Raw genomic sequence first — 21,073 nt, forward strand, 5'->3', positions numbered from 1 at the left:
TAACGAGTGTGGCCGTAGCGCGCGAGCCTGACGGGTATTCAGCGCCCCCCTCACCAGCTTGCGAGGCCACCACTGCTGGTCACGCTTCTTCGTCGGGGAGGAGCGTCAGAAGCAGCTCGTCATCGGGACCGAGCGGACGCCAGCCGATAGGCGGAGGATTGGCGAGAAGAGCATTCCCTGCTCGGTCAACCCGCTCCCTGTGGGTTAGCGGGGTGTAGGCGAACCAGGACCCGAGCCCCATCGCAGCTTCGACACGGGATGCATCGTCCAACACGTCCGGCCAGCCATTAGGGAACCTCTCGGCCAGCTCGCGCACGAGGACGTCACGAACCAAGCGCGTGACCTGCTTGCGCTGCTCCGCCTCGAACATCAAGCCACTTAGAATCTGTACGGCAGCAACGTCGCTGCCCAGCTCGTCGGCCAGGACGTACAGCGGAACGGCAGGGCGCGCTTCAGCAAAAGCGGTCAGTGAGTCGTAACCTCGCTCGCGGACCCGTTCGTACAGGCGTGCCTTGATGTCGCCCCGCCAAGCTTCTCCGCCGCTCATCGCCCCCTCCCAGGGGTGAACTCCATAGGGATTCGATAGTCCCGCATATGCCTCGCGACCTCCTTCAAAATCCCATCCCGCGTCAACATCCGGCCAGCTCTCGTCTCAGCCTGGAGTAACGCATCCATGATCATTCGGTTCCACTCCCCGGGCCACATGCGCCCCAGCTTCCAGTTCCCTCCTCCGTGAATCGCCTCGTGGTGCGCCTGTTCCAGTCGAACGCAGAACTGGTCGATGTCCATGTCACCCTTGAAGCCGCGCCGCTCGAACCACTCCCGGTGCTCTTTCGGTAGGACGTGATGCTTCGGTGCGCTGGACATGCCCGCACCTGCTCTACCCGTCACCCGCATACCGCGCACCTCCGGGCTGTCCCCCAGCGCCTCGCGCACGCCTTCGGGCAAGTCCTGGTGAGCCTGGGCCATCATCACCTGCCCACCGTGGATACGAACCGCCGCGCTGACTGCGGGGAGGGAGATGACGCCCGCCTGCACCAGCCTTCGCATCATCTCCACCCACTCAGCCGAGACGACGAGCCGAGAGCCCGCCATGACGCCCCCTGAACTCATGACGAGCCCCATTCCGAGCGTCGTGGAGGCTGCTGGGGGTGGCCGTGGGAGCGACATGTTCAGCGTGGAAATCAGGGCGAGCAACTCCATCACCTGCGCCGCCACCATGACCTTGCCGCCCACTTCCATGGCCGTGCGCGCCTCCCGGCGAATCGTGTCGAACTCGTGGGTCAGCTCCCCCATCAGCACGGGCATAGCGGTCGCCGCCGCCTCGATCCGCTCTGAGTCCCCCGATGAAAGGTCCGCCAGCGTCGGAGTCAGCTTGTTTTGAACTCGATGCAGGTCCGCGAACAGCTTCTCGGAGCCGCACATCGGGCAGTCGCGGAGCAAAGCATCAGCGAGTTGAAGGAAGTCCACCCACGTAGCCAGCAGCAGGGTTCCGAACATCGCGGCCTGGAGCCGGGGCCCTGTCATCTGGAGGATGCCCAGCTCCATTCCTGAATCCCCGACCTCCGACGCCGCTCCCGCCAGCGCCGTGGCACTCCCCAGCGTTCCTCGGAGCCACGTCAGTTGCTTGGAGCCGTGGTCGAGATAGCGCGTGAACACCCCATCGAGTCCCCGGCTACCAAGAGAGGAAGGACGCGACGCAAGTCGAGCGCGCGTAGTTTCGATGCCCTCCAGGGAGCGCTTCACCTCGGCAATGGCGTCGAGGGTTGCCTGGCGCACGGCTGCGGCGCTCTGCACCCCACCTCCGACAGCTACGGACGCGGTGCCAGTTGCGTCGTGTCGTGGGCTCAAATTCCGCCACAGCCGTTGCTGGGCTTCGGGCCCGGAGATTGAGAATGGAGAAGCGTCCGACACACGTGGAGGCTCATCGTTTGGCGTGTGCTCCCACGCGGGGGACGGGGCCAAGCGAGGCGCGTTGTGCAGCGTTCCGCCAAGCCCGGAGGCATGCGCCATCGAAGCGCCCCCCGTGGCCAACACCGCCACAACTACCAGCAAGGCGTTAGCGCGCATTGTCCACCCCCAGGCCCACCGACGCGAAGGCTCCCGGACGCAGCGCCCCTTCCGCCGTGGGGAAGAGCAGCGAGCCTCCCGTCCCCATCGCGTAGAGCTTCCCGCCCAGGAATCGCCAGCGCACTTCCGCCGCCCCCAGGTAGCGCGCTCCGGGTTGCCCCATGCCCACGCCCAGGCCCTTCAACGCCACTTCCAGGCTGCGCTCGAAGAGTTGCACCGCCACGCGCCCGTCCACGTCGAAGCGCCCCCAGGAGAACGCCTCCGCGCCTAGCGACAGCTTCAGGTGCTTGTTGAGGCCCCCGTAGCTGATTGCGTCCCAGCCCACTTCGGCCTCACCGAATGCGGAGTAGCCGTCCGGGAAGCCAGCATTCGCGAGTGGTACGCCCGCCGTGCCCGCAGCCTGGAAGCGCGCCAGCTCGTGGTCCGCTCCGAAGAAGCCTTGCCGGAAGCCGCCTTGCTGGCGCCGCGCCTCCAGCCGCAACCTCAGGCGGAGCGTCTCCGTCTGCGTGTCCAGCCCCGCGCCCGCGACAGCCCCCCATGCGCCGCCCTCGCCAGGACGTCCGCCCCAGCCCGCCACCACGTGGACCTCGTAGTCAGGCCGCAACAACACCCCCGCCGTTGCGTCCAGGTGCGCCAGCGTCACCGAGGCCGCGTGTCCACCTGCCCGACCCCAGTCATGCACGGCGGACACCGCGAGTGTGTAACGGCCGCGCTGCTTGGGCTGGCCAAAGAGGATGTGCTCCATGTCCAGGGCCACCTCCGCGCCCATCAGCCGCGCGCCCAGCACGTCCGAGGCGAAGGCTTCCGTGTAGAGGGGACCAACCTCGGCGGTGAAGATGCCCCCAGCCGGGTGGTAGTCGGGATTCGTGCGGTTGGAGTAACGGCGGACGAGATGCCCGGAGAGGAGCCGGTGTTCCTCCAGGGGCCCAAACCAGATGCCCACGGGAGCGTTGTCCGAGCCGAACTTGAGGCCACGGACGAGCTGCCCCCAGTCCGAGAGGGAGTCCCAGTCCTCTCGCCGCACAATCCCCGCGCCCTCACCACCGCCCCACATACGGAAGCGAACGGGAGCCCCCACGTTGACGCCGAACTCGGGGCCACCGTCGATGATGAAGGTGGGCTCCACCTGGATGAAGCCGTCATCATCACCAGCGCCCGCGCGAGGGAGCAGCGCGAACGTCGTCGCTTCCAGGCGCGTCAGGTAGTGCCACTTGCGCGCGGGAGGTGCAGACGGGGCGGTGGAGGCTTCTTCCTCTGGAGCAGGAGGCTCCGAAGCCCATCCCTTCATCGGTAACAGCAACAGCAGCAGCGCGGCCAGACAGCTTTGCTTCCTGTGCATACACGCCTCCTGTGCGTGCCCCGGAATGAGGCACGAGAAACACACGTCTCCCGGTCGGCTCCTCGACTTGCGCCGGGCCAGTGGTGAATCAGCAGTGGTGAGAGGGATTGAGGGCTGCCGTTAAACGGTCGGCTGCTTCGTCAACGCGCGACGGGGGCCTGCGCCGGGCTCCGTTGGCACTTCGTCCGGGTGGAGAGCGCCCACCGATGCGCGACGCACGCCCCCACGGGGTGACGGCGCTTCCGTCGTGGGCTCGTAGCCGCCCCGCTCCGTGGTGACAGGGGGCGTGATGCCTCCCTCATCGCTGGGCACCTCGAAGTCCCAGAGTCCTTCACTGGCGTCCGCGAGCGCCCGCTGAATCTCTGTGAGCGCATCCTCGCGCGCGTAGGGCCCCAGCCGCGCTAACTGAACTCGCAAGATGACCTCCAGCTCAGCAGCCGTCCCGAAGCGTTCAGCGGGGCTTCTACGCAGCATCGTGTGGAGGATGTCCCGAAGGGGAATGGAGAGCCCTCGCGCGGCCTGCTCGACGTCGTCGGAGCGGAAGGCCATGGCGCACCAGATGGCGTCTTCCGCGAACTCCGGCAGCTCTGTCACCACGGACGCGACGGAGGCGGAGAACGCCCTCTCCCGCTCCGACTTCGACATCCGCGATTCCACCTCCTCAATGCGGACATGGCCCGGGTCGTAGAGATGTCGCCCCGTCGCGAACTCCAGCAGCGTCAGCCCCAGGGAGAACACGTCGGCCCGCGCGTCCACCACTTCGCCCAGCAGCATCTCCGGTGCCGAGTAGAGGACTTCACCTTGGGGGCGCGGCAGGGACGTGGCCAGCCGCCCCGAGAGGCGAGAGAGGGCCACGCCAAAATCCGTCAGCCAAACCTCACCGTGGGGCCCCACGCGGATTCGAGCGGGATTCACATCACGGTTGACGATGCCAAGAGGAAAACCCGCGTCGTCCGTGCGCTCGTGCGCATAGGCCAGCGCCGCCGCGACCTCCGCGCCCACGTAGAGGATGAACGCCTCGGAGAAGTAGCGCCCGCGCGCCTGGGCGACGGCCAGCAGCGTGTTGAGAGACAGCCCCTCCACATGCTCCATCGCCACGCACAGGCCCTGCGGGATTTCATGGAGGCCATGGACGCGGGCGATGCGCGGGTGACGCAGGTACTGCGCCAGCCGCACCTCTTCTTCCAGTCGAGCGCGAGCGCGATGGTGCTTCTCCGTCACCTCCGAGGACTTCGGCACCGGCAAGCACTTGAGCACCACGCAGTCACCGAGGCCCTTGGGCGTGCGGGTCCGCGCGAGGAGGATTCGCTCACCCACGCGCCCCTCCCCCAAGTCCCGGAAGAACTCGTAGGAGGTGTCGCCGTTGGTGAATAGGACAGCGCTCCCGGCAGGCCGAGAGTCAGACGGATTGGACATGGGCAGGAAGCTCCGAGTGCCCGCGCGAGAGGGATTCGCGCAAAGGCAAACTCAAGGTACTGCCAGCCCATTCCGAGTTGAACGACGTGTCAGGTCTAAAAAGATGGAAATCTCATTCACTCCAAGTGAACAGAGATAGGTCGAATTTGCAAAGTTCCTTTACGTTTCCCGAGGAAAACTAGGGCCAACGCTCGACGGCATACGCGGGGAGACTTCGCCCCACCACCGCAGCCCCTGGCTTGGACCAGTCCTCCTTCTCTACGTACCCACGCTTTCCCAGAACGATGCACACAGGAACTGCGCGCCCATCGGAGAGATGAGCCTCCGTGTAGCGGCCCACGAGGTACTCCCCGCCCGTCCACAAGTAGCCCGACAGCCGCGTGCCCTCTGGCAATCCGCGCACGTTGCTGATGTTCACCACGCCGGTAACTGGGCCGTCAGCATAGGAGCCCGGTTCACCGATGTCGCCGGGTTGGCGAATGTCCAGGGTCAACATCACCCTGTCCCCGACCTCCAAGCGAAGCCCTCTCTTGTTCGCCCAGTTGAACATGGCGTCGCGTGCCTCCGAAGGGCAGGCGCCGGGCTCGGGACGTACTTGGGCACCAGGGCAGCCCATGGACAGCGCGGCGACAGCGGTCGCACCCGCGCACGTCTTGAGGAACCCCGCCCACGGAGAGGGGGGCCAGCTCGGACGGGAGGCCAGGGCCTTTGGCTTCCTGGCGGTGGACTCGGCGAGAGGGGACATCGGAACGGGAGCGCGCTTCACGGGAGGGCTTTCTTTCTCGACAGGTACGGGAGCGGGCAAAGCTACCCCAGGGGACGACACAGGGGGTGTAGGAGGGACGGAGGAGGCCACCGACTCAACGACGCCAGCATCCGTTGATGGGAGCGGCGCGGGGGGCTCCACAAGCCGCTGGGCCTGCTGTGCTGGGGCCGTGGGGCGTAGAGCCACGTAGCCCACCAGCGAGGCCACAACGAGCGCCAGGAATGCCACAGCGCCCGCCACGCGTCGCCCAGGGGCACGCTTCGGCGTTGATGGCGGTGCTTCGTCCTGGGGCACGTCGTTATGCGCCACCTCCAGGGCAAGCGGAAGGCGGGGCGTGGGGACATGCAACGTCGCGGTCCACACCTCCCCCTCTTCGTGTAGCAGCGCGTCCAACTCGCGCCGCATGACCTCAGCGGAAGGAGCGCGCTTCTCGGGGTGGCGCTCGATGAAGTGCATGGCCGCCGCGCTCAAGGACACAGGCACGCGCGGATTCAGTGCGTGCGGCGCGGGGGGAGGCCACTGGGCGCCCACCAGGACGCGGGGCGTTTCGCTCAAAGGCTGGGGATTGGTCAGCACGTCATAGAGGCAGACTCCCAGCGCGTACACGTCGTCGGTCGCCTTGAACTCGTAACGCGCGTCCTGCTCATCTCCGTGCTCGCGAAGGAATCGTGTCGCCTCGGGAGAGCGATAGCGCCGGGTGCCAGGTGGCAAGGGCGTGTCCGTCAGCTCCGGGGCCAGCGTGTAATCCCCCACGCTGAAATCCAGGATGAAGGGCTCACCATCCGTGGCGCGCACGAGGATGTTCCCCAGCTTCAAGTCGCGGTGAAAGACGCCACGCGAATGCAGGTGGGCGAGAGCGCCCGAAAGCTTGCCGAACACCCGGGCCACCTCATGCGCCGTGGGGTGCGTCTTCTCCACCCACTCCCCCAGCGTGTAGCCCTCCACGTAGTCCAGGACGATGTAGAGCCACCCCTGGGTTGGGTGCTGCCAGCGTCCGTGGGCGTGGACCTCCACGACATTGGAGTGTCCACTCACCTGGGACAGGCAGACCATCTCCCGCAGCAGCCGCGCGTCGGCCTGTTCGGCGTCTCCACTACTGGCCCGGTGCATGGCCATCTTCATCGCGAAGTGGTGGCCCTCCTTCTCCACGAGGTAGACGGCACCAAAGCTCCCCGCGCCCAGCGGCTTCACGACGCGCCAGCCGTCCACCGTCTGCCCAGGTTGCAGGTGTGCCGGACTCAACCCGATCAACATGGAAGGCGGTTCTAGAACGGGAGTCGAGGAATGAGAAGGCGGCGCCCCCCGTCGTTGTCGCGCAGCTCCAACCGGAGCGCCGCGCCTTCCGGCCAGTTGGGCGCCCCAGTCTCCACCACCACAAGGGCTGTCCCACCCGGTTCGATCCGAGGTTCCTTCATGCGCACCGCGAGCACGTTGATGCGTTCACCGTTCGCAGCCACGGTGAGCCGTGCCTCCACGGGAGTCCAAGGGTGAGAGCCAATGTTGCGGACCCATAGGGACACAGCTCCCCACCCACTTGATCGGTACGTCACAACATCCCGCGAGACCAAATCCCCCCCTCCCTGCGACAGCAACCTCTCAGGGCTTCCGGCTTTGAATCCTCGATCGTTCAGCAACCCCGCGAGGATCATCCCGGCAGGGCCACTGGCCACGTTCCGGGCCCGGAGCGCTTCCAACTCGGCATCCTTGGCCGCACAGGTGGCACGCACCTCGTCCAGTTCGGCCTGAATCGCTTCCGCCGTGAGTGGGAGGCGCGACACCATCACCTGCGCGTCGACCTCGGAGGGGTGCGTGACCAGCGAGAGCACGACGCGGGCAGGGGCGGCCCCATCCGCGAACGGAATGGTCAGCTCCACGCCTCGCCCGGGGCCCAGCTCCATCGCGGGCTTGAGCAAGATGACTCGTGACGTGACCTCGAACAGCGCGAGTCGCCCCCCAGGGTCCCCAAGTACCACCGCATCACGGTCCACAGGGGAGTCGAACTCCAACGCGGTGAGGTAGCCCGGCGCGACGTGAAGCGCCACGGGGTTGCCAGCCGTGGCCGCCGAGAGCGCCACCCGCCGCCGCTTCAGCTCCCGCCCACGGAGGGCATCCTGGGGCTGTGCCGCAGCCGTCAGGCCCACCAGGAGCACGAGGGGCAGGGCAAGCCGGGCAAGTGACGAGAACACGCGCGGACGACCTCCAGGGGGCATGGCAGGACCGTACCAGGATGAGCGCGGCTTCCAGCCCTTCTCCGTTTGTCCTGGCACGAAGGAGGCTGCGGTTTTTCTCTAAACCTATGCCCCGCGCCCCTCAAAACTCCCCTCGGCGCACGCGGTCCCCATGCGGCATGTGTTCAGGAAGTTCCGGAACCACCGCGCCACGCTGAACACATCGCGGCAAGGGAGCCTCGCGATTTTCTGCGGGATTTTCTCAGCGTGTACCACCTCCAAGCACGGTCCTGAGTGGCCACCCATCGGAAATCCGAGGCGGGGGGCCTTCCGCAGGTCACCCGAGCCGCCCACGGAATCCGCACGCATTTAGCTGAGGCCACCCCCAGTCAGTCGTGGCCGAAAAATGGCCCGGCAATGGTCGCGTGGGCCACCCGCAAAAGCCGCACGCATTTACCGGGGGCAGGACATCGCTAGAGGAGTCCAACGCGTGATTGAACAGGTTGAGCAGTACCGCCCCCGCATCGTCGCAGCACTCACCGACGCAGGTCCCCACGGGCGTACCGTGAAGGAGCTGTGCGGCGCGCTTGGAGCGGGAGAGCAGGCCATCCGGCGCAGTCTCGCGGTGCTCGTCGCGGCTGGCGTGGTGCGCGAGTTCTCCAAGTACCAGCCCGGCGTTCGCGGCGCGGTGCCTCGGGCCTACAGCCTTGTCGGAAAGGGCGAATGAGCGCGCGCTGTCCCCAACCCCACCGAGGCCATGACGCTGTGACTGACGGACGATGGTCCCCTCTCCCTCTTCTTCTTTCTTCTCTTAGGAATGAGAGGTCTCAGTCACTCCGTCACCTACAGAGTGAAAAAGGCCATGACGGAGCTGTGACGGAACACCCAGCGCCCGAGCGTCCGTCACACCCCGGCGAAGTGGCTCCGCTCCCCGAGCAACACCGCGCCGTCGTCGTGCCTCCATCGAGTTCCCCAGCGTCGTGCCCCATGACTTGGACTCTCTGCATCACCCCCTCGCGCTTCCAACCAGACCAACTCTCCGTCCGGGAGTTCTCGTCCATCGATGGCCTCATGTCGGAGTTCTTCGAGGACGCCCTGGACCCAACGCTTCGTACTGAGAAGGACGGTCACGCAGTCATCCCCGCCAAGCCTCTCTCACCTCGCGCCAATGGGCTCTACGAGGGCAAGGGCGGCGACCCCACACCCACACCGTACAGGCGCAATGCGAACTTCTCGCACGTCGCCCTGGCCGTCGTGGACTTCGACTGCGAGGAGCTGGCCGCGTTGGACGCATGGCTCGCAAGCCTTCGCCAGCGTGGCCTCTGGTTCCTCGCATACCCGACCCATTCCTACGGGCATCCCATCAAGCCCATCCGCTACCGCGTCGTCCTCCCGTTCAGTGAGCCCGTCGCGGTTGGCTCGCCCAGCCGGTGGGCCGACAGCCTCTGGCCGCGCCTCATGGACTACTTGGGACTCACGGCGCAGGCGACAGCCGCGTTGAAGGCGGATGCGTCCTGCAAGGACGTGGCGCGCCTCTACTACCTTCCAAGCTGGAACCCCGCGAACACCACCCCGCGCCCGACTCCCGAGCATCACCGAGGCCAACCGCTCGACGTGGAAGCGCTGTTTGGCCCCCTGCTGCGCCAGCCGTTTGCCCGCTACGTCGAGCGCCCCGGCATGCAGCAGGTCACCGGAGCGGCCTCCGTGGACCTCCAGGCCATTCGGAAGCGTCTGAGCCGCTTCAAACGGAAGGACTACTGCCAGGTCATCGAGCAGATGGATGCGGGCGAGGTGCTCATGCTCGACGGCCAGCGCCACCTTGCCATCAACCGGCTGACGGAGATGCTCGCCAGGGTTGCAGCACCGGAAGAAAGCTCGGAGAGCCTGCTCGCCATCGCCCAGCGCTCACTCGATGCGCTCGGCAAGCTGGAGCCCTCCCGCGACGTCTGGGGGGAGGCGCTTCGAGGGCTGGACGGCGCACGCGCCAAGCTCCAGCAGTGGGACCTTCAGCAGAAGGCCAATCGCGAGGCGAAAGACGCCAAGTGGCGAAGAACCGTCCTGCTCGCCGCCACCTCCAACCACCGAACTGGGAGCGCCTCATGACTCCGAACTTCCCTCCCGAAAATGAGGCCGCCACGGACGCCGACCGAGAAGCGGCACGCGCGGAGATTGCGAGCCTTCCCCTGGTGAAGGTCGTCCCCCTGGAGCGCTACCTGTCGCGCCGACCGGGTGGCCGCTCCTTCAGCTCGGACTTCCTCACCCAGAAGGCCGCCGAGGACTACTTGATACTGCGCCAGCTTCTCCCCCCACGCGACGCGTGGCCGAGAGGTGCCAGCCCCTTGGCCGTAGGACCCAACGTGCCGCAGATCTGCGTCGGAGTCATGGGGCTCGAATGCCGCCCCAACGCCCCCGAGCTGTTGCCGCGCGAGGACGAAACGCTCCTGGTCAACACCTGGGAGGCGCCTACGCTCACCCCTGCGCCGGGGGACTGGAGCGACGTGCGCCGCGTCCTTCTCTGGCTCGCGGAGGATGAAGCCGGGCTCGATTGGCTCCTGAACTGGATTGCGTTCAAGGTCCAAAACCCGGGCTCCAAGCCGGGAACTGCGGTTCTGCTCCAGGGGCCCCCGGGCACCGGAAAGAACGTGCTCTATCGCATCCTGGCGCACGTACTCGGCCACGCGAACTGCGTCCAGATTGGGGAGGACGACCTCGCCAAGCCCTATAACCACCACTACGCCACGAAGCTGTTGGTCTTCGCCAACGAGCTGCTCGACAACCACAAGCGCGGTGGGGCACTGGGCGACGGGCTCAAGGCGACCATCACCGATGGTGAGGTGTTCCTGGAGAGCAAGGGCGTTGCCCGGACTCCAGCGGTCAACCGCGTCGCGCTCATCGCGGCGACCAACCGCTCCAAGCCCATCGAACTGGAGGAGAGCGACCGGCGATGGACAGTCTTCCACAACAGGACGAAGCCCGCTGAGTACCAACACCCGGACCTGGGACTGTCCCACCGCGATTTCTTGGAGTCGCTCCATGCTCCGGGAACAGATGACGCCTTCACACGAGAGTTCATGCGGCAGGTGGCCGCCTTCGCCTACGAGATGAGCACCCGCGCGGTGGACATGAAGCGCGTCCGCAGACCGCACACGAATGCATCCCGCGATGAACTCCAGCAGCTCAGCGAGCCCGTGACGGAGCAATTCCTCCGCGAACTCAGCGAGAGCCCCGAGCCAGACCGACAGCTCTACAATTGGGCGACACACGTCTCCAACTTCGCCTCGATTTGGACCACGAGCACGGGGCCCCGAGTCGGAAAGACTCAAGCGCTCACAAATGACGCCCTCTTCGTGGCCATGGTGGGGTTCTGCAAGTCCACCGGACAGAAGCACGCACCACAGAAACGGACCTGCCTGGCCGCGTTGAAGGCAGCGGGTTGGGTTGAGCACCGCGACAACAAGGCGCGGGGCTGGCTTCCGCCATGGCACGTGAACGGGAGCAATGCCCCTTCGAGCCACGACGCGAAGGTCGTTCCGTTCCCCTCGCCGAACTCCATCCCGCAATCAACCTCGAATGCCCATCCCCACGTTGCGCGCCCGCGCTCCCTGCGGGACCGACTGCTGGGGAAACCTTCATGAGCCACAGCACTTGTCGGAACGGGCCCGCGCACGCTGCGGAGGCCCCCACTCCAAAGGTTCCCGACTTCCTCACCGTGGAAGAAGCCGCAGCACTCCTGCGCGTGAATCGGAAGACGCTCTATGAGTCCATCCGGCTCGGACAACTCCCAGGGGTTGTCCGCATCGGGAAAGCAGTCCGCATCCGCCGCGCAGCATTGGTAGAATGCCCGACAGGTAAGGGCCGTGATTCTGCGCTCGGGAGTCAACGATGAGCGTCAGGTTGCGGAAGTGGACGACGAAGGAAGGAAAGTCTGAGGAGGCGTGGCAAGTGGACTTCGTGTTTCAGCACGCGGACGGACGGAAGCAGCGAGTCGTAAAGGTCTCGCCCGTTCAGACCCGTCGGGGTGCCGAACAATACGAACGCGAGCTGCGCAACGCCCTGCTCAACGGGACTTTCGGAAAGGAGATGCAGAAGGAGGAAAGCTGCGCGCTCACGTTGGCGAAGTTCGCACCGCGCTTCCTCACCTACAGCGAGAACAACAACAAGCACTCCAGCGTCACGCACAAGCAACAGGTCCTGAGGGACCACCTCACCCCCTTCTTCGGTGAGATGCCTCTGAACAGCATCGGATTGGCGGAGATCGAAGACTTCAAGTCCCTGATGCGGAAGAAGAAGTCGGCGTCACGCGTCCGGAAGGAGACCGCTTCACGGTCAGCGGTTCGCAAGCGCAAGGGAGACGGCCCTAAAGCGTTGAGCTTGAAGACCATCAACAACGTCCTCACGGTGCTCAGCAAGCTGCTGCGCGTCGCCGTGGAGCAAGAGGTGATTCCGCAGGCTCCACGCGTGCAGCTCTTCAGGAACCTCCCCAAGCCGTCCTTCGACTTCCTCACGTTCGAGGAGGCCGAGCGGCTGGTCTCCATGGCCGAGCCGGAGTGGAGGCCGGTGCTGCTGGTGGCCATCAAGACGGGCCTGCGGCAAGGGGAGCTTATCGGGCTCCAGTGGCCTGACGTGGACTTGAAGCGCGGTCTTCTCCACGTGCGCCGGGCCATCTGGCGTGGCGTGACCGACGTGCCCAAGGGAGGCCGCGAGCGAACGGTGGAGCTGCCCTCCTCTGCGGTGGACGCGCTGAAGGAGCATCGACACCTTCGAGGGCTCTACGTGTTCTGCCAGGAAGATGGGAAGCCGCTCACGCCGGGCAAGATGGACCTGCCTCTCGTGCGCTCACTCCGCCGAGCCAACATCACGCGAGAGGAAGGCATCATCGGCTGGCATGACCTGCGCCACACCTACGGGAGTCACCTCGCGATGAGGGGCGTTCCCCTGAAGGTCATCCAAGAGCTGATGGGGCACGCCACCATCGACATGACGGAGCGGTATGCCCACCTCAGTCCCGACACGCGTCGTCACGCGGTGCGAGTGCTGGACCTCCCGCTTGCGCCCGCGTGCGACATACGTGCGACACAGGCGGAGGCCGTGGCCAACCATGCGTAATGACTGAGTAGAAAAGTGGTCCTGGCAGGAGTCGAACCTGCGGCCTCTCGGTCCGCAACCGAGTGCTCTATCCTCTGAGCTACAAGACCGGAACTGCGACTGCGAGAGCGCCCCAGCCACTGGGCGCGGTGTCAGAAGGAAGCGATGCCGTCGAACAGGTCTTCCGGCTCGGACTCGATGGGGAGGGGATTCATGGGCGTCACCTCGGGGATGAGCGCTCCGACAGGGAATCGAACCCTGTTCACACGGTAGACGGCCGTGCTGCGATTCCAATCGCATCCCGGAGCAGTGGGGTTGACCCGGAAAAGAAAGAGGCCGGGTCCCCTCGGGGAGCCCGGCCTCTGGCCTGCCATGCCCTGTCCTTCGACGGGCACGGTGGGTCAGAACCCAGGCGGGAGATCTCGACGGGAGGTCGCCCCCCGCTTGGAATCACGAGCGGTGGCCCGGCCAGCGAGCGCGAGCGCATCGATGCCGATGACAGTATCGTTCAGGGTGTCGGGATTCATCGGGCTCGTCAGGTTCGCCGTCTTCATGGCCACCGCTCCTTTCATGGGAAATGGACGCAATGGCCGCACAGGGCCTGACAGGCTGTGCACGGGCTGAAGACAGGGACGCGATGGTGGAGGACGCACAGCAGCAGGGCTACACCCAGTGGGCACCGCCTATCGAGATGGCGGATGCGGTGGACGCGTTCTGGCAGTTCTGGGTGCCCCGAAAGCCCCACGACGTCCCCTTCCCCCGGCAGCACCGGGTCCTTCCGGATGGCTGCACCGACCTCATCTTCGGATTCCAACACGCCCCAGGCCCGGTGTGGCTGGCCGCCCCCCGGCTGGCCGTCGTCGGCCCCATGAAGCGATTCATCCTCGTCGACCTCGAGCCCGGCGGGGTGAGCCTGGGCGTCAGGCTCCGTCCTGGCTGGGCGCAGGCCCTGCTGGGTGTCAGTCCGCGTGAACTCTGCGGACTCAACGTCTCCGCCCAGGATTGCTCGCCCGCCCTCATCCAGGTTCAGCGGCGAATGGAAGACTGCGCCTCGCCCGCCCAGGCCATGGCCCTGCTCCAGCGCACCATCGCCCGACGCTGGGCTTCGTTCCGGAGCATGGCGAAGCCGCGCGCCGTCCAGGCCCTGGGACATCTCCAAGCCTCGTCGGGGCAGGTGCGCATGGCCGCGCTCGCTCGCGAGCTGGGTGTGAGTGAGCGCACCCTGCACCGGGACATCCTGGACGAAGCCGGCGTACCGCCGAAGCTGCTCGCGCGAGTGCTGCGCTTCCAGCGGGCGGTGTCCCTGCTGCGCTCCCGTGAGGGCACGGACCTGTGTGACATCGCGCTCGAATGCGGCTACGCCGACCAGGCGCATCTGTCACGAGACGTGCGGGAACTGGCCGGCGTGTCACCCACCGCACTCGTGGGTTGAGCGCTGTCCGATTCCTTCAAGACAGGCCCGTGCCATCCGTGTGACGACGCACTCACACAGACGTCCCACTGACCAACAGGAGTCCGCCATGAAGCTCGGCTACATCATCCTCTACGTACCGGACGTGAGCGGCGCCATCGCCTTCTACGAGAAGGCCTTCGGACTGGCGCGCCGCTTCATCCACGAGAGCGGTGGCTACGCGGAGATGGAGACAGGCACCACCGCCCTGGCCTTCGTCGAGGAAGGCGCGGCGAAGGAGCATGGCTTCACCGTGCGCCATCTACGGCCGAAGGAAGACGCCGCGGCCATCGAACTGGCGCTCGTCACTCCCGACGTGGCCACCGCGTACACACGTGCCGTGGAGGCGGGCGCCGAGGCGACGCAACCTCCCAAGCAGAAGCCCTGGGGACAGACGGTGGCCTACGTGAGGGACCTCAACGGCGTCCTGGTGGAGCTCTGCTCGCCGATGGAGGGGTAGTCGCAGCGCACCCCCAGCGCGCTCTTGTCCAAGCGGAGCTACGTCCCGGAAACAAACTTGCCGCGGGTGGGACTCGAAGGCAGGAGCGCGCCTGGAGCTGCCCCCATCAAATCGGACAGCTCGGGGTTGGGAATCAGCAGTACGGAATTCGGGGGGACATCATCTTCCGTCCGCGATGAGGGCGGCAGCGGCTGTAGCCGTCGTCCCGTCCGGCGGCCGTGCATCACGGGTGGGCGCCGTGGGGTCGTCCGCCGTCACCTTGCCCGCGTGCGGCGCGCGCTCAGACGCGACCTTCGGACTCAACCGCCACTCGTGCTCCGTAATGAGCCGCGCGCCGCGCGTGCTGAACAGGTAGCTCCACACCCACGTGATGAACACGCCGAAGCGGTTCTTGAAGCCCACCAGGTACCAGACGTGGATGAAGAGCCACGCCACCCACGCGACGAAGCCCGTCAGCCTGGCGCGGCCCGTCTCGGCGATGGCCCGGTGCTTGCCGATGGTGGCCATCGCGCCCTTGTCCTTGTAGCGGAAGGGCGTGCGGGGGCGGCCGCGCAGGTCCGCGAGGACGTTGCGCGCCACGGCCCGGCCCATCTGCATGGCCGCAGGCGCGACGCCGGGCACGAGCTTGCCGTCCAGCTCCACGTGGGCCACGTCACCCGCGGCAAAGACTTCCGGGTGGCCGGGCAGCGTGAGATCCGCCGCCACGTGCACGCGCCCCGCGCGGTCCAGCGGCACGCCGAGCCCGCGCGTGAGGTGCTCGGCCTGCACACCTGCAGCCCACACCACCGTGCGCGAGGCCAGGCGCTCGGAGCCGAGCATCACCCCCTCGGCGTCCACCGCCGTCACGCGAGCCTCCGTGCGTACTTCCACGCCCAGGGCCGCAAGGTCGCGGTGCGCACGCACTCCCAGCTTCTCGCTGAAGGACGGCAGAATGCGTGGGCCCGCCTCCACGAGGAAGACGCGCGCACGGGACGGTTTGATGCGGCGGAAATCGCGCACCAGCACCGTGCGGCTGATGTCCGCGATGGCGCCCGCCAGCTCCACGCCCGTCGGGCCCGCGCCCACGACGACGAAGCTCAGCAGCGCGCGCTGGCGCTCGGCGTCGCGCTCGTTCTCCGCCTGCTCGAAGGCGCTGAGGATGCGGCGGCGCAGCTCCGTCGCCTGCTCCAGCGTCTTGAGTCCCGGGGCGAAGTCCTCCCACTCCGACTTGCCGAAGTAGCTGTGCTGCGCGCCGCACGCGATGACGAGGTAGTCGTAGCGCAGCCGCACGTCGCCCTCGCCGCCCACCCAGCGCTCCTTGAGGTTCACCCACGTGACGCGGCCCAAGTGCACCGACACGTTGGGCTTGCGCGCGAACTGCGAGCGGATGGGCACCGCGATGTCCGCGGGGCTCAGTCCGCTAGTAGCCACCTGGTAGAGCAGCGGCTGGAAGAGGTGATGGTTGCGCTGGTCGAGGACCGTCACATACAGCGCCGAGTGACGCGCGAGCGCCTTGGCGGCCGTGAGTCCAGCGAAGCCCGCCCCCAGCACGACGACGTGCTTCTGGCCGGGAGCGAGCGGAGGCGTAATGGGGTCCATGGGACATCTCCTTCACCTGGCCGGCGCACACGTCTGAGTCACCGTGGTGCGCCACCCTGGCGTTGATGAGGCTCAGCCGATAGGCGCAGTGCGCGTCGTCGCCAAGGCTCGACACACACTGCGCGCTCGGACAGACAGCCCCTAGTGCGCGTCCCCGCCGCTGGTGAACTTCAGGCCAATGACAGAGACGACCATGAGTCCGAGGAAGAAGAAGCGCCCCAGTGTGGCCGGCTCACGGAAGAGCACGATGCCAACAAGCGCGGCGCCCAAGGCCCCAATTCCAACCCAAACCGCGTACGCAGTCCCGGCCGGCAGCGTGCGCATCGCGATGGACAGCAGCGCCAAGCTGCTAATCAACGTGACGGCAACAAAGAGACTGGGCCAAGGCCGGGTGAAGCCCTGCGTATACTTGAGGCCCACAGCCCAGCACGTCTCCAGCAACCCAGCAACGAGAACAAGCAGCCACGACATGACGCACCCCTGGTCAGGGCGTCGTCTTACGTAACCGGGTACGGCGCATCTCGTCCGGGCAGGGCTGCACTCTGAACTGAGTGCAACTGGTGCGGCTGGCCTACTAGCCCAGCGAGGCCGTCTTGTCCACCGCAGTAGCTTGTGAGTCGACAGGCCGGACGCTGGGCAGTGGAGGTGCCCCCGTCAAATCGGACAGCTCAGGGGTGAGAGTTAGCAGTACGGAACTCATGGGGTGGCTTCATCTTCAGCCCGCGGTGCGGGTGGCAGCGGTTGTAGTCGTCGAACCAGAGGGGCAGGTGGGCTCGTATTGTTCTTGGCTATCTCAGCCATTCCCCCTCGGGAGAGAGGAAGTTCCGAGCCGTACGAATCTCCAAGCTCGTTTCAGCCCTTGCAACCATCACTGTCAGTCTGGCTTCGGCGCAGGCGTTCGCGGGAGTCGTCTTCATCGACACGACGGCCGCGATGCGCAGCGCGTCTGGCTATCCCATCACCGCTCGTTCGGACGTGAGCTGGGCGTACGCGAACAGGGGCGCGGAGGCGGTGTGCGCCCGGTATGGGTATCCGCGAGGTCTACACGGGCGCCCAGTCCGGTGAGCTGATGGGCCTCCACTGCTTCACGTCCGACATGGTGACGTGGCAGGGCGTTCCGTTCTCCCAGATTCCGCAGTGGGCGTGGTGGCAGACCAGTGAGGCCAAGTTCATGACGGGGGGCTTCGGGGCGGGGTTCCTCAGAGGGCACAAGAACTCCGCGACGGACATGGTGGGGCTGGTCGGCATCCCTTATTCTCGCGTGCAGAACCGGGGTGTGCGGACCGACGCCACGGGCTACCCGGACCTCTATCCGTCGCTCCATCCCTTCACCGCGCCGTGGTTCCAGGTGGGCGCCGTCGCGAACCAGGTGTGCCAGCACCACGGGTTCGCGACGGGCGTCGCCTCCGGGGCCTACACGACCAGCACCGTTGGCGTCCTGAGCCTGACCTTCGACTGCTTCTCGTGATGTAGCCGCGCGACTCGGAGCCGCGCCGCTACTTCGCGGCGCGGCTCAGCATGTCCCAGTAGCTGTGCAGGCCACGGATGTGGTTTCCACCATCGACGGAGAGGGTCTCCCCGGTGATCCACGCCGCGTCCTCGCCGCACAGGAAGGAGACCACGCCCGCGACATCCGACGGCATTCCACACGGCTTGCCCAGCGGCGTGCGAGCCAGGAACTCATGACCCATGACCTCGATGAGTCCGACACTCTCCGCCAGCGGTGTCTGGATGGCTCCAGGGGCCACCACATTCACCCGGATTCCATGCCGCCCGAGCTCCGACGCGGCGACCTTCGAGAGGTTCGCCAGTCCCGCCTTCGACGCGCAGTAGTGCGACAACCCATCCGTCACCGCGAGCTGGTTCAGGGAGGAGATGTTGACCACCACGCCGGGCTTCTTGGCCTGCACGAGCGCCCGCGCGAAGGCCTTCATGAACAGGAAGGGCCCCTTCAGGTTGATGGCCATCACCTGGTCGAAGTCCTCGTCCGGCAGGTCGAGCAGCGGCGCCAGCGTGGCGGTCCCCGCGTTGTTCACCAGAATCCCTGGCAGGCCCAGCTCGCACGTGGCGACCTCGAGACTCCGGGCGACATCCTCCGACCGGCGGACGTCACCCGTGAAAGGCACGGCGCGCGCATTCCCGTCGAACATGCGGTTGAGGTCCCTGGCGGCCTCCTCCACCTTCGCCTGAGTCCGGCCAAAGACAAGCACGTTGGCCCCATCCCGCATCAGTCGCTCGGCGATTCCCCGCCCGATGCCCTGTGCAGCTCCCGTCACGATGGCACTGTTTGATATGAGCTTCACGCCGCCTCCTGGCTGCTGGTGAGTCACGCGGGATGATGGCAGCCCGGAGCTCTTCGTCCATTTCAGGGGAATCGTCCTTGGCTGCCGTGGCAGACACCCGTGTCGCCGTCGTCAGGGAACGCCGCTCACGGCCACGCACGAGACTTTTCCACGAAGAGGGCACTGTTCGAGTACATTGAGGTGTTCTACAACCCGAAGCGTCGCCACTCGGCCCTGGGCTACGTCAGCCCATCCGAGTACGAGCGGATGGCCGCAACGAAGAGGCTGGCAGCGTAGTCAACCTGTCGACCGAACCGGGCCAAGCCCAGACGGAATGAGAGAAGGCCCAGCAACCCGTTGAGATTGCTGGGCCTGAAGGTGTGTGCCGCGGGCGGGATTCGAACCCGCACGTTCTGCATTCTGAGTGCAGTGCCTCTACCAGTTGGGCTACCGCGGCGTTCTTCGATGACGGCAACCCGGATGGGCTGCCGGAAAGCGGTCGACGGGATTCGAACCCGTGTTCACCTGGATGGCGACCAGGGGCCTGACCATTCGGCCACGACCGCATGTGCTGCCACGACCCGGCAAAGAAAGAGGCCGGGTTCACTCGGGGAGCCCGGCCTCTGGCCTGCCATGCCACGTCGATGGACGGGCGAAAGGCGTCAGAGTCCGGGCCATCTACCGCCCATGGGTAGACTGGGCAGCACGGGAGCGGGCAGCAGGGCGACGGGCGCGAGCACACCGATGCCGATGACAGTGTCGTTCAAGGTGTCGGGATTCATCGAGCTCGTCAGGTTCGTCGTCTGCATGTCACCGCTCCTTTCTGTGAAAAATGACGCGCTGGGAGCACGGGGCCTGACACGGCGCCACGCCTGTCACCGGCCCGGCCCGCGGATGGGGTAAGAAGGCCCTGGAGCCTGCGCCGCCTCCCCCAGGCCGAGGTCACCCGGGCGGCGCCCCCCCTCGATGAAGACCGTTCCCTGCCTGCTCGCATGGTCCGCAATGTTGTTCCTGTCCGGGTGTGCGGACACCGGCGACGACTGCGGCATCGTCCCGCCGCCAGGAGGCATGGGACAGACCCCGCCCCTGCTGTCGCTGGAGGTCCCCGCGGAGCTCCAAGTCCAGCCGAGCCTGAACTCCACCTGTGAGGGCCCCGACACCTCCCAGGTCCCCGACAGCATCACGGCGGAGGTGTTCGACCCGAACAACCACGCCGTGGCCTCGGAGGCGTCCCTCACCGGCAATGGACAGGCGGCCACCGTCCGCTTCACCCCGACGACCACCGGACGCCACCACGTCCGCGTCGCCTTCGCCCCCGTGGGCAGCCTCCAGCAGTTCGGCGCCTACGTGTCACGCGCGTGGACCGGAGGAGCGCCGACAGTGCTCCCGCTGCCCCGCTGCACGCAACTGGACCGCACCACGCATGGCACCTGGCTGTGTGACGGTGTGGCGGTGCACGCGGCGAACGGAACCCAGACGCCACTCGGCGGCGTCTCCGGCATGCCCGACGTGGCCGTCGCGGGAGACGTCGTCTGGGTCGTGGGCGAGGACCGGGTGCGCCGCTTCGTCGACACCGGCTCGGAACTCGAGCTCACCGGCTCGCTCCTGCTCAACCAGCGCGACACCGTGAAGGTCATCCAGAACCGGCTCGCCACCGCGGATGAGCTGTGGGTGCTCGACTCCGAGCGCCTGCACCGCTTCGCCTTCACCTCAGAAGGCGTCGTCATCGGTCCCCCCCCCACGCCGTGGGTGCGGGCCAACCAGTTGCCCTTCGGCGTCGACATGGTGCTGGGCCTGCTCGTGCGTCTGGGCCCCGACACGGTCAGCGTCATCCAGGTGACGCACGAACCCGGCAGCCGCGCGTGCACGTTCCGGTTGGGCCCGAGCGGGGCCTTCGTCGCCTCGGAGGCGCCGTGTCAGCGCCTGCCGGGCGTGCCAGCGGGCATCGAGGAGGGCGCGGTGTGGACCCGCGTGGACACCCTGCTCCTGCCGCAGCCAGGACAGACGCTGTACCGGTGGGCCGCGGTGGATGGCGCGCTGACCGAACGAGGCACCCTGGTCGTGGACGCGCCGCTCGAGCTGGTGAGCGCGCCCCTCCGCCCCGGCTTCGCCATCCCCTTCCTCCAGTGGCGGCAGTCCCGCGTCGGCTCCGCGGTGCCCGTGCCGCCCGAGTCACAGGGCCCGCTGGGACTGGAGCTGCTGCCGGGCAACGCGGACCTGTCTCCCGGGCTGCGAACCATCTCTCCGCGCTTCTACTGGGAGGCCGGCGGCGGGCAGGGCCTCGGTGGCACGCGGGTGTACGAACGGCGTGCGTCTTCGTTGAAATAACGAGACGGTTGGGGCACACACGGAAGGAAAGCGCGAAATGTCGCCTGCCTGCCTCTCGCGATACCTGGCCTTCCGGGTGTAGAGAGGCCCGCGCGCCGCGGCACCACGCGCTCCACCCTACACGCCCGGAG

Annotated in this window: 21 protein-coding genes, 3 tRNA genes, 2 pseudogenes and 1 riboswitch; of the genes and pseudogenes, 10 read left to right on the forward strand and 16 right to left on the reverse strand. The window is 66.8% G+C overall.

Annotation, left to right across the window (positions count from 1 at the left end; all coding sequences use genetic code 11):
• Positions 1-79: 79 nt before the first annotated feature.
• From FL344_RS10900 to FL344_RS10925, 6 genes are all read right to left on the reverse strand, one after another.
• On the reverse strand, positions 80-547 hold the full coding sequence (locus FL344_RS10900) for an NUDIX hydrolase (RefSeq protein WP_141618467.1): 468 nt from the start codon (positions 545-547) through the stop codon (positions 80-82).
• Positions 544-2,070 (reverse strand): DUF2380 domain-containing protein, encoded by a 1,527-nt coding sequence (locus FL344_RS10905; RefSeq protein ID WP_141618468.1) that lies wholly within the window; start codon positions 2,068-2,070, stop codon positions 544-546. The genes FL344_RS10900 and FL344_RS10905 overlap by 4 nt, the downstream gene beginning before the upstream one ends.
• Positions 2,060-3,409 (reverse strand): hypothetical protein, encoded by a 1,350-nt coding sequence (locus FL344_RS10910; protein ID WP_141618469.1) that lies wholly within the window; start codon positions 3,407-3,409, stop codon positions 2,060-2,062. The genes FL344_RS10905 and FL344_RS10910 overlap by 11 nt, the downstream gene beginning before the upstream one ends.
• A 120-nt stretch (positions 3,410-3,529) precedes the next feature.
• The gene (locus FL344_RS10915) at positions 3,530-4,825 is read right to left on the reverse strand and encodes a protein kinase (protein WP_141618470.1); all 1,296 of its coding nucleotides are present in this window, start codon (positions 4,823-4,825) and stop codon (positions 3,530-3,532) included.
• Between the two features lie 178 nt (positions 4,826-5,003).
• Positions 5,004-6,845, reverse strand: coding sequence for a serine/threonine-protein kinase (locus tag FL344_RS10920; protein ID WP_228564944.1), 1,842 nt, complete (start codon positions 6,843-6,845; stop codon positions 5,004-5,006).
• Between the two features lie 11 nt (positions 6,846-6,856).
• Complete coding sequence (locus FL344_RS10925; protein WP_194863072.1) at positions 6,857-7,777, reverse strand: DUF2381 family protein; 921 nt, start codon at positions 7,775-7,777, stop codon at positions 6,857-6,859.
• Between the two features lie 472 nt (positions 7,778-8,249).
• On the opposite strand from FL344_RS10925, the gene FL344_RS10930 reads away from it, so the two are divergent.
• From FL344_RS10930 to FL344_RS10950, 5 genes are all read left to right on the forward strand, one after another.
• Entirely contained in the window at positions 8,250-8,486 is a 237-nt protein-coding gene (locus tag FL344_RS10930; protein ID WP_141618473.1) for a hypothetical protein, read from the forward strand.
• Between the two features lie 260 nt (positions 8,487-8,746).
• Entirely contained in the window at positions 8,747-9,862 is a 1,116-nt protein-coding gene (locus FL344_RS10935) for a hypothetical protein (protein WP_141618474.1), read from the forward strand.
• Positions 9,859-11,394: a DUF5906 domain-containing protein gene (locus FL344_RS10940; protein ID WP_141618475.1), complete on the forward strand. Its 1,536-nt coding sequence runs from the start codon at positions 9,859-9,861 to the stop codon at positions 11,392-11,394. The genes FL344_RS10935 and FL344_RS10940 overlap by 4 nt, the downstream gene beginning before the upstream one ends.
• Complete coding sequence (locus FL344_RS10945; protein WP_141618476.1) at positions 11,391-11,645, forward strand: helix-turn-helix domain-containing protein; 255 nt, start codon at positions 11,391-11,393, stop codon at positions 11,643-11,645. The genes FL344_RS10940 and FL344_RS10945 overlap by 4 nt, the downstream gene beginning before the upstream one ends.
• On the forward strand, positions 11,642-12,865 hold the full coding sequence (locus FL344_RS10950; protein WP_141618477.1) for a site-specific integrase: 1,224 nt from the start codon (positions 11,642-11,644) through the stop codon (positions 12,863-12,865). Before FL344_RS10945 ends, FL344_RS10950 begins: the two co-directional genes overlap by 4 nt.
• A 16-nt stretch (positions 12,866-12,881) precedes the next feature.
• On the opposite strand, the gene FL344_RS10955 is transcribed toward FL344_RS10950, so the two are convergent.
• Together FL344_RS10955 and FL344_RS10960 are read right to left on the reverse strand one after the other, a co-directional pair.
• Positions 12,882-12,954, reverse strand: a tRNA-Arg gene (locus FL344_RS10955).
• Positions 12,955-13,245: 291 nt separating this feature from the next.
• Positions 13,246-13,398 carry a hypothetical protein gene (locus FL344_RS10960; protein ID WP_153881173.1) on the reverse strand — a complete coding sequence of 51 codons (153 nt, stop codon included), beginning with the start codon at positions 13,396-13,398 and terminating at the stop codon, positions 13,246-13,248.
• Between the two features lie 32 nt (positions 13,399-13,430).
• On the opposite strand from FL344_RS10960, the gene FL344_RS10965 reads away from it, so the two are divergent.
• Together FL344_RS10965 and FL344_RS10970 are read left to right on the forward strand one after the other, a co-directional pair.
• Entirely contained in the window at positions 13,431-14,276 is an 846-nt protein-coding gene (locus tag FL344_RS10965) for a helix-turn-helix domain-containing protein (protein ID WP_228564946.1), read from the forward strand.
• Between the two features lie 88 nt (positions 14,277-14,364).
• Complete coding sequence (locus tag FL344_RS10970; RefSeq protein ID WP_141618479.1) at positions 14,365-14,754, forward strand: VOC family protein; 390 nt, start codon at positions 14,365-14,367, stop codon at positions 14,752-14,754.
• A 159-nt stretch (positions 14,755-14,913) separates the two neighbouring features.
• Here the strand turns inward: FL344_RS10970 and FL344_RS10975 are convergent, their stop codons facing one another.
• The 4 genes and pseudogenes from FL344_RS10975 to FL344_RS10985 all read right to left on the reverse strand — a co-directional run.
• Entirely contained in the window at positions 14,914-16,332 is a 1,419-nt protein-coding gene (locus FL344_RS10975; protein WP_141618480.1) for an NAD(P)/FAD-dependent oxidoreductase, read from the reverse strand.
• A gap of 141 nt (positions 16,333-16,473) precedes the next feature.
• Positions 16,474-16,803 (reverse strand): multidrug efflux SMR transporter, encoded by a 330-nt coding sequence (locus tag FL344_RS10980; RefSeq protein WP_011550520.1) that lies wholly within the window; start codon positions 16,801-16,803, stop codon positions 16,474-16,476.
• A gap of 15 nt (positions 16,804-16,818) precedes the next feature.
• A riboswitch (guanidine-III (ykkC-III) riboswitch) is annotated at positions 16,819-16,882 on the reverse strand.
• A gap of 24 nt (positions 16,883-16,906) precedes the next feature.
• A complete protein-coding gene (locus FL344_RS39710; RefSeq protein WP_255508189.1) occupies positions 16,907-17,032 on the reverse strand; it encodes a hypothetical protein in 126 nt (41 codons plus the stop codon).
• Positions 17,001-17,114 (reverse strand): annotated as a pseudogene (locus FL344_RS10985) (integrase core domain-containing protein); the annotation flags it as partial. The gene FL344_RS39710 and the pseudogene FL344_RS10985, both read right to left, overlap by 32 nt.
• Positions 17,115-17,356: 242 nt before the next feature.
• Between FL344_RS10985 and FL344_RS10990 the strand changes: the two are divergent.
• Complete coding sequence (locus tag FL344_RS10990; protein WP_141618481.1) at positions 17,357-17,800, forward strand: hypothetical protein; 444 nt, start codon at positions 17,357-17,359, stop codon at positions 17,798-17,800.
• Positions 17,801-17,828: 28 nt separating this feature from the next.
• On the opposite strand, the gene FL344_RS10995 is transcribed toward FL344_RS10990, so the two are convergent.
• Complete coding sequence (locus FL344_RS10995; protein ID WP_141618482.1) at positions 17,829-18,635, reverse strand: SDR family NAD(P)-dependent oxidoreductase; 807 nt, start codon at positions 18,633-18,635, stop codon at positions 17,829-17,831.
• 153 nt (positions 18,636-18,788) lie between these two features.
• Here FL344_RS10995 and FL344_RS11000 point away from each other — a divergent pair.
• Positions 18,789-18,911 (forward strand): annotated as a pseudogene (locus FL344_RS11000) (IS3 family transposase); the annotation flags it as partial.
• An 86-nt stretch (positions 18,912-18,997) separates the two neighbouring features.
• Here the strand turns inward: FL344_RS11000 and FL344_RS11005 are convergent.
• From FL344_RS11005 to FL344_RS38460, 3 genes are all read right to left on the reverse strand, one after another.
• A tRNA-Leu gene (locus FL344_RS11005) sits at positions 18,998-19,071 on the reverse strand.
• Between the two features lie 37 nt (positions 19,072-19,108).
• Positions 19,109-19,180, reverse strand: a tRNA-Gly gene (locus tag FL344_RS11010).
• A gap of 96 nt (positions 19,181-19,276) precedes the next feature.
• On the reverse strand, positions 19,277-19,423 hold the full coding sequence (locus FL344_RS38460) for a hypothetical protein (protein ID WP_194863073.1): 147 nt from the start codon (positions 19,421-19,423) through the stop codon (positions 19,277-19,279).
• 157 nt (positions 19,424-19,580) lie between these two features.
• On the opposite strand from FL344_RS38460, the gene FL344_RS11015 reads away from it, so the two are divergent.
• Positions 19,581-20,942, forward strand: coding sequence for a hypothetical protein (locus FL344_RS11015; protein WP_141618483.1), 1,362 nt, complete (start codon positions 19,581-19,583; stop codon positions 20,940-20,942).
• Positions 20,943-21,073: the final 131 nt, after the last annotated feature.

The organism is Myxococcus sp. AB036A, assembly GCF_006547355.1.
Taxonomy (GTDB): Bacteria; Myxococcota; Myxococcia; order Myxococcales; family Myxococcaceae; genus Myxococcus; species Myxococcus virescens.

Excerpts from the sequence above, each read along its gene's own strand:
- FL344_RS10900 (WP_141618467.1), bottom strand. The coding sequence starts at position 547 with ATGAGCGGCGGAGAAGCTTGGCGGGGCGACATCAAGGCACGCCTGTAC.
- FL344_RS10905 (WP_141618468.1), bottom strand. The coding sequence starts at position 2,070 with ATGCGCGCTAACGCCTTGCTGGTAGTTGTGGCGGTGTTGGCCACGGGG.
- FL344_RS10910 (WP_141618469.1), bottom strand. The coding sequence starts at position 3,409 with ATGCACAGGAAGCAAAGCTGTCTGGCCGCGCTGCTGCTGTTGCTGTTA.
- FL344_RS10915 (WP_141618470.1), bottom strand. The coding sequence starts at position 4,825 with ATGTCCAATCCGTCTGACTCTCGGCCTGCCGGGAGCGCTGTCCTATTC.
- FL344_RS10920 (WP_228564944.1), bottom strand. The coding sequence starts at position 6,845 with ATGTTGATCGGGTTGAGTCCGGCACACCTGCAACCTGGGCAGACGGTG.
- FL344_RS10935 (WP_141618474.1), top strand. The coding sequence starts at position 8,747 with ATGACTTGGACTCTCTGCATCACCCCCTCGCGCTTCCAACCAGACCAA.
- FL344_RS10940 (WP_141618475.1), top strand. The coding sequence starts at position 9,859 with ATGACTCCGAACTTCCCTCCCGAAAATGAGGCCGCCACGGACGCCGAC.
- FL344_RS10945 (WP_141618476.1), top strand. The coding sequence starts at position 11,391 with ATGAGCCACAGCACTTGTCGGAACGGGCCCGCGCACGCTGCGGAGGCC.
- FL344_RS10950 (WP_141618477.1), top strand. The coding sequence starts at position 11,642 with ATGAGCGTCAGGTTGCGGAAGTGGACGACGAAGGAAGGAAAGTCTGAG.
- FL344_RS10960 (WP_153881173.1), bottom strand. The coding sequence starts at position 13,398 with ATGAAGACGGCGAACCTGACGAGCCCGATGAATCCCGACACCCTGAAC.
- FL344_RS10965 (WP_228564946.1), top strand. The coding sequence starts at position 13,431 with ATGGCCGCACAGGGCCTGACAGGCTGTGCACGGGCTGAAGACAGGGAC.
- FL344_RS10970 (WP_141618479.1), top strand. The coding sequence starts at position 14,365 with ATGAAGCTCGGCTACATCATCCTCTACGTACCGGACGTGAGCGGCGCC.
- FL344_RS10975 (WP_141618480.1), bottom strand. The coding sequence starts at position 16,332 with ATGGACCCCATTACGCCTCCGCTCGCTCCCGGCCAGAAGCACGTCGTC.
- FL344_RS10980 (WP_011550520.1), bottom strand. The coding sequence starts at position 16,803 with ATGTCGTGGCTGCTTGTTCTCGTTGCTGGGTTGCTGGAGACGTGCTGG.
- FL344_RS39710 (WP_255508189.1), bottom strand. The coding sequence starts at position 17,032 with ATGAGTTCCGTACTGCTAACTCTCACCCCTGAGCTGTCCGATTTGACG.
- FL344_RS10990 (WP_141618481.1), top strand. The coding sequence starts at position 17,357 with ATGGGTATCCGCGAGGTCTACACGGGCGCCCAGTCCGGTGAGCTGATG.
- FL344_RS38460 (WP_194863073.1), bottom strand. The coding sequence starts at position 19,423 with ATGCAGACGACGAACCTGACGAGCTCGATGAATCCCGACACCTTGAAC.
- FL344_RS11015 (WP_141618483.1), top strand. The coding sequence starts at position 19,581 with ATGAAGACCGTTCCCTGCCTGCTCGCATGGTCCGCAATGTTGTTCCTG.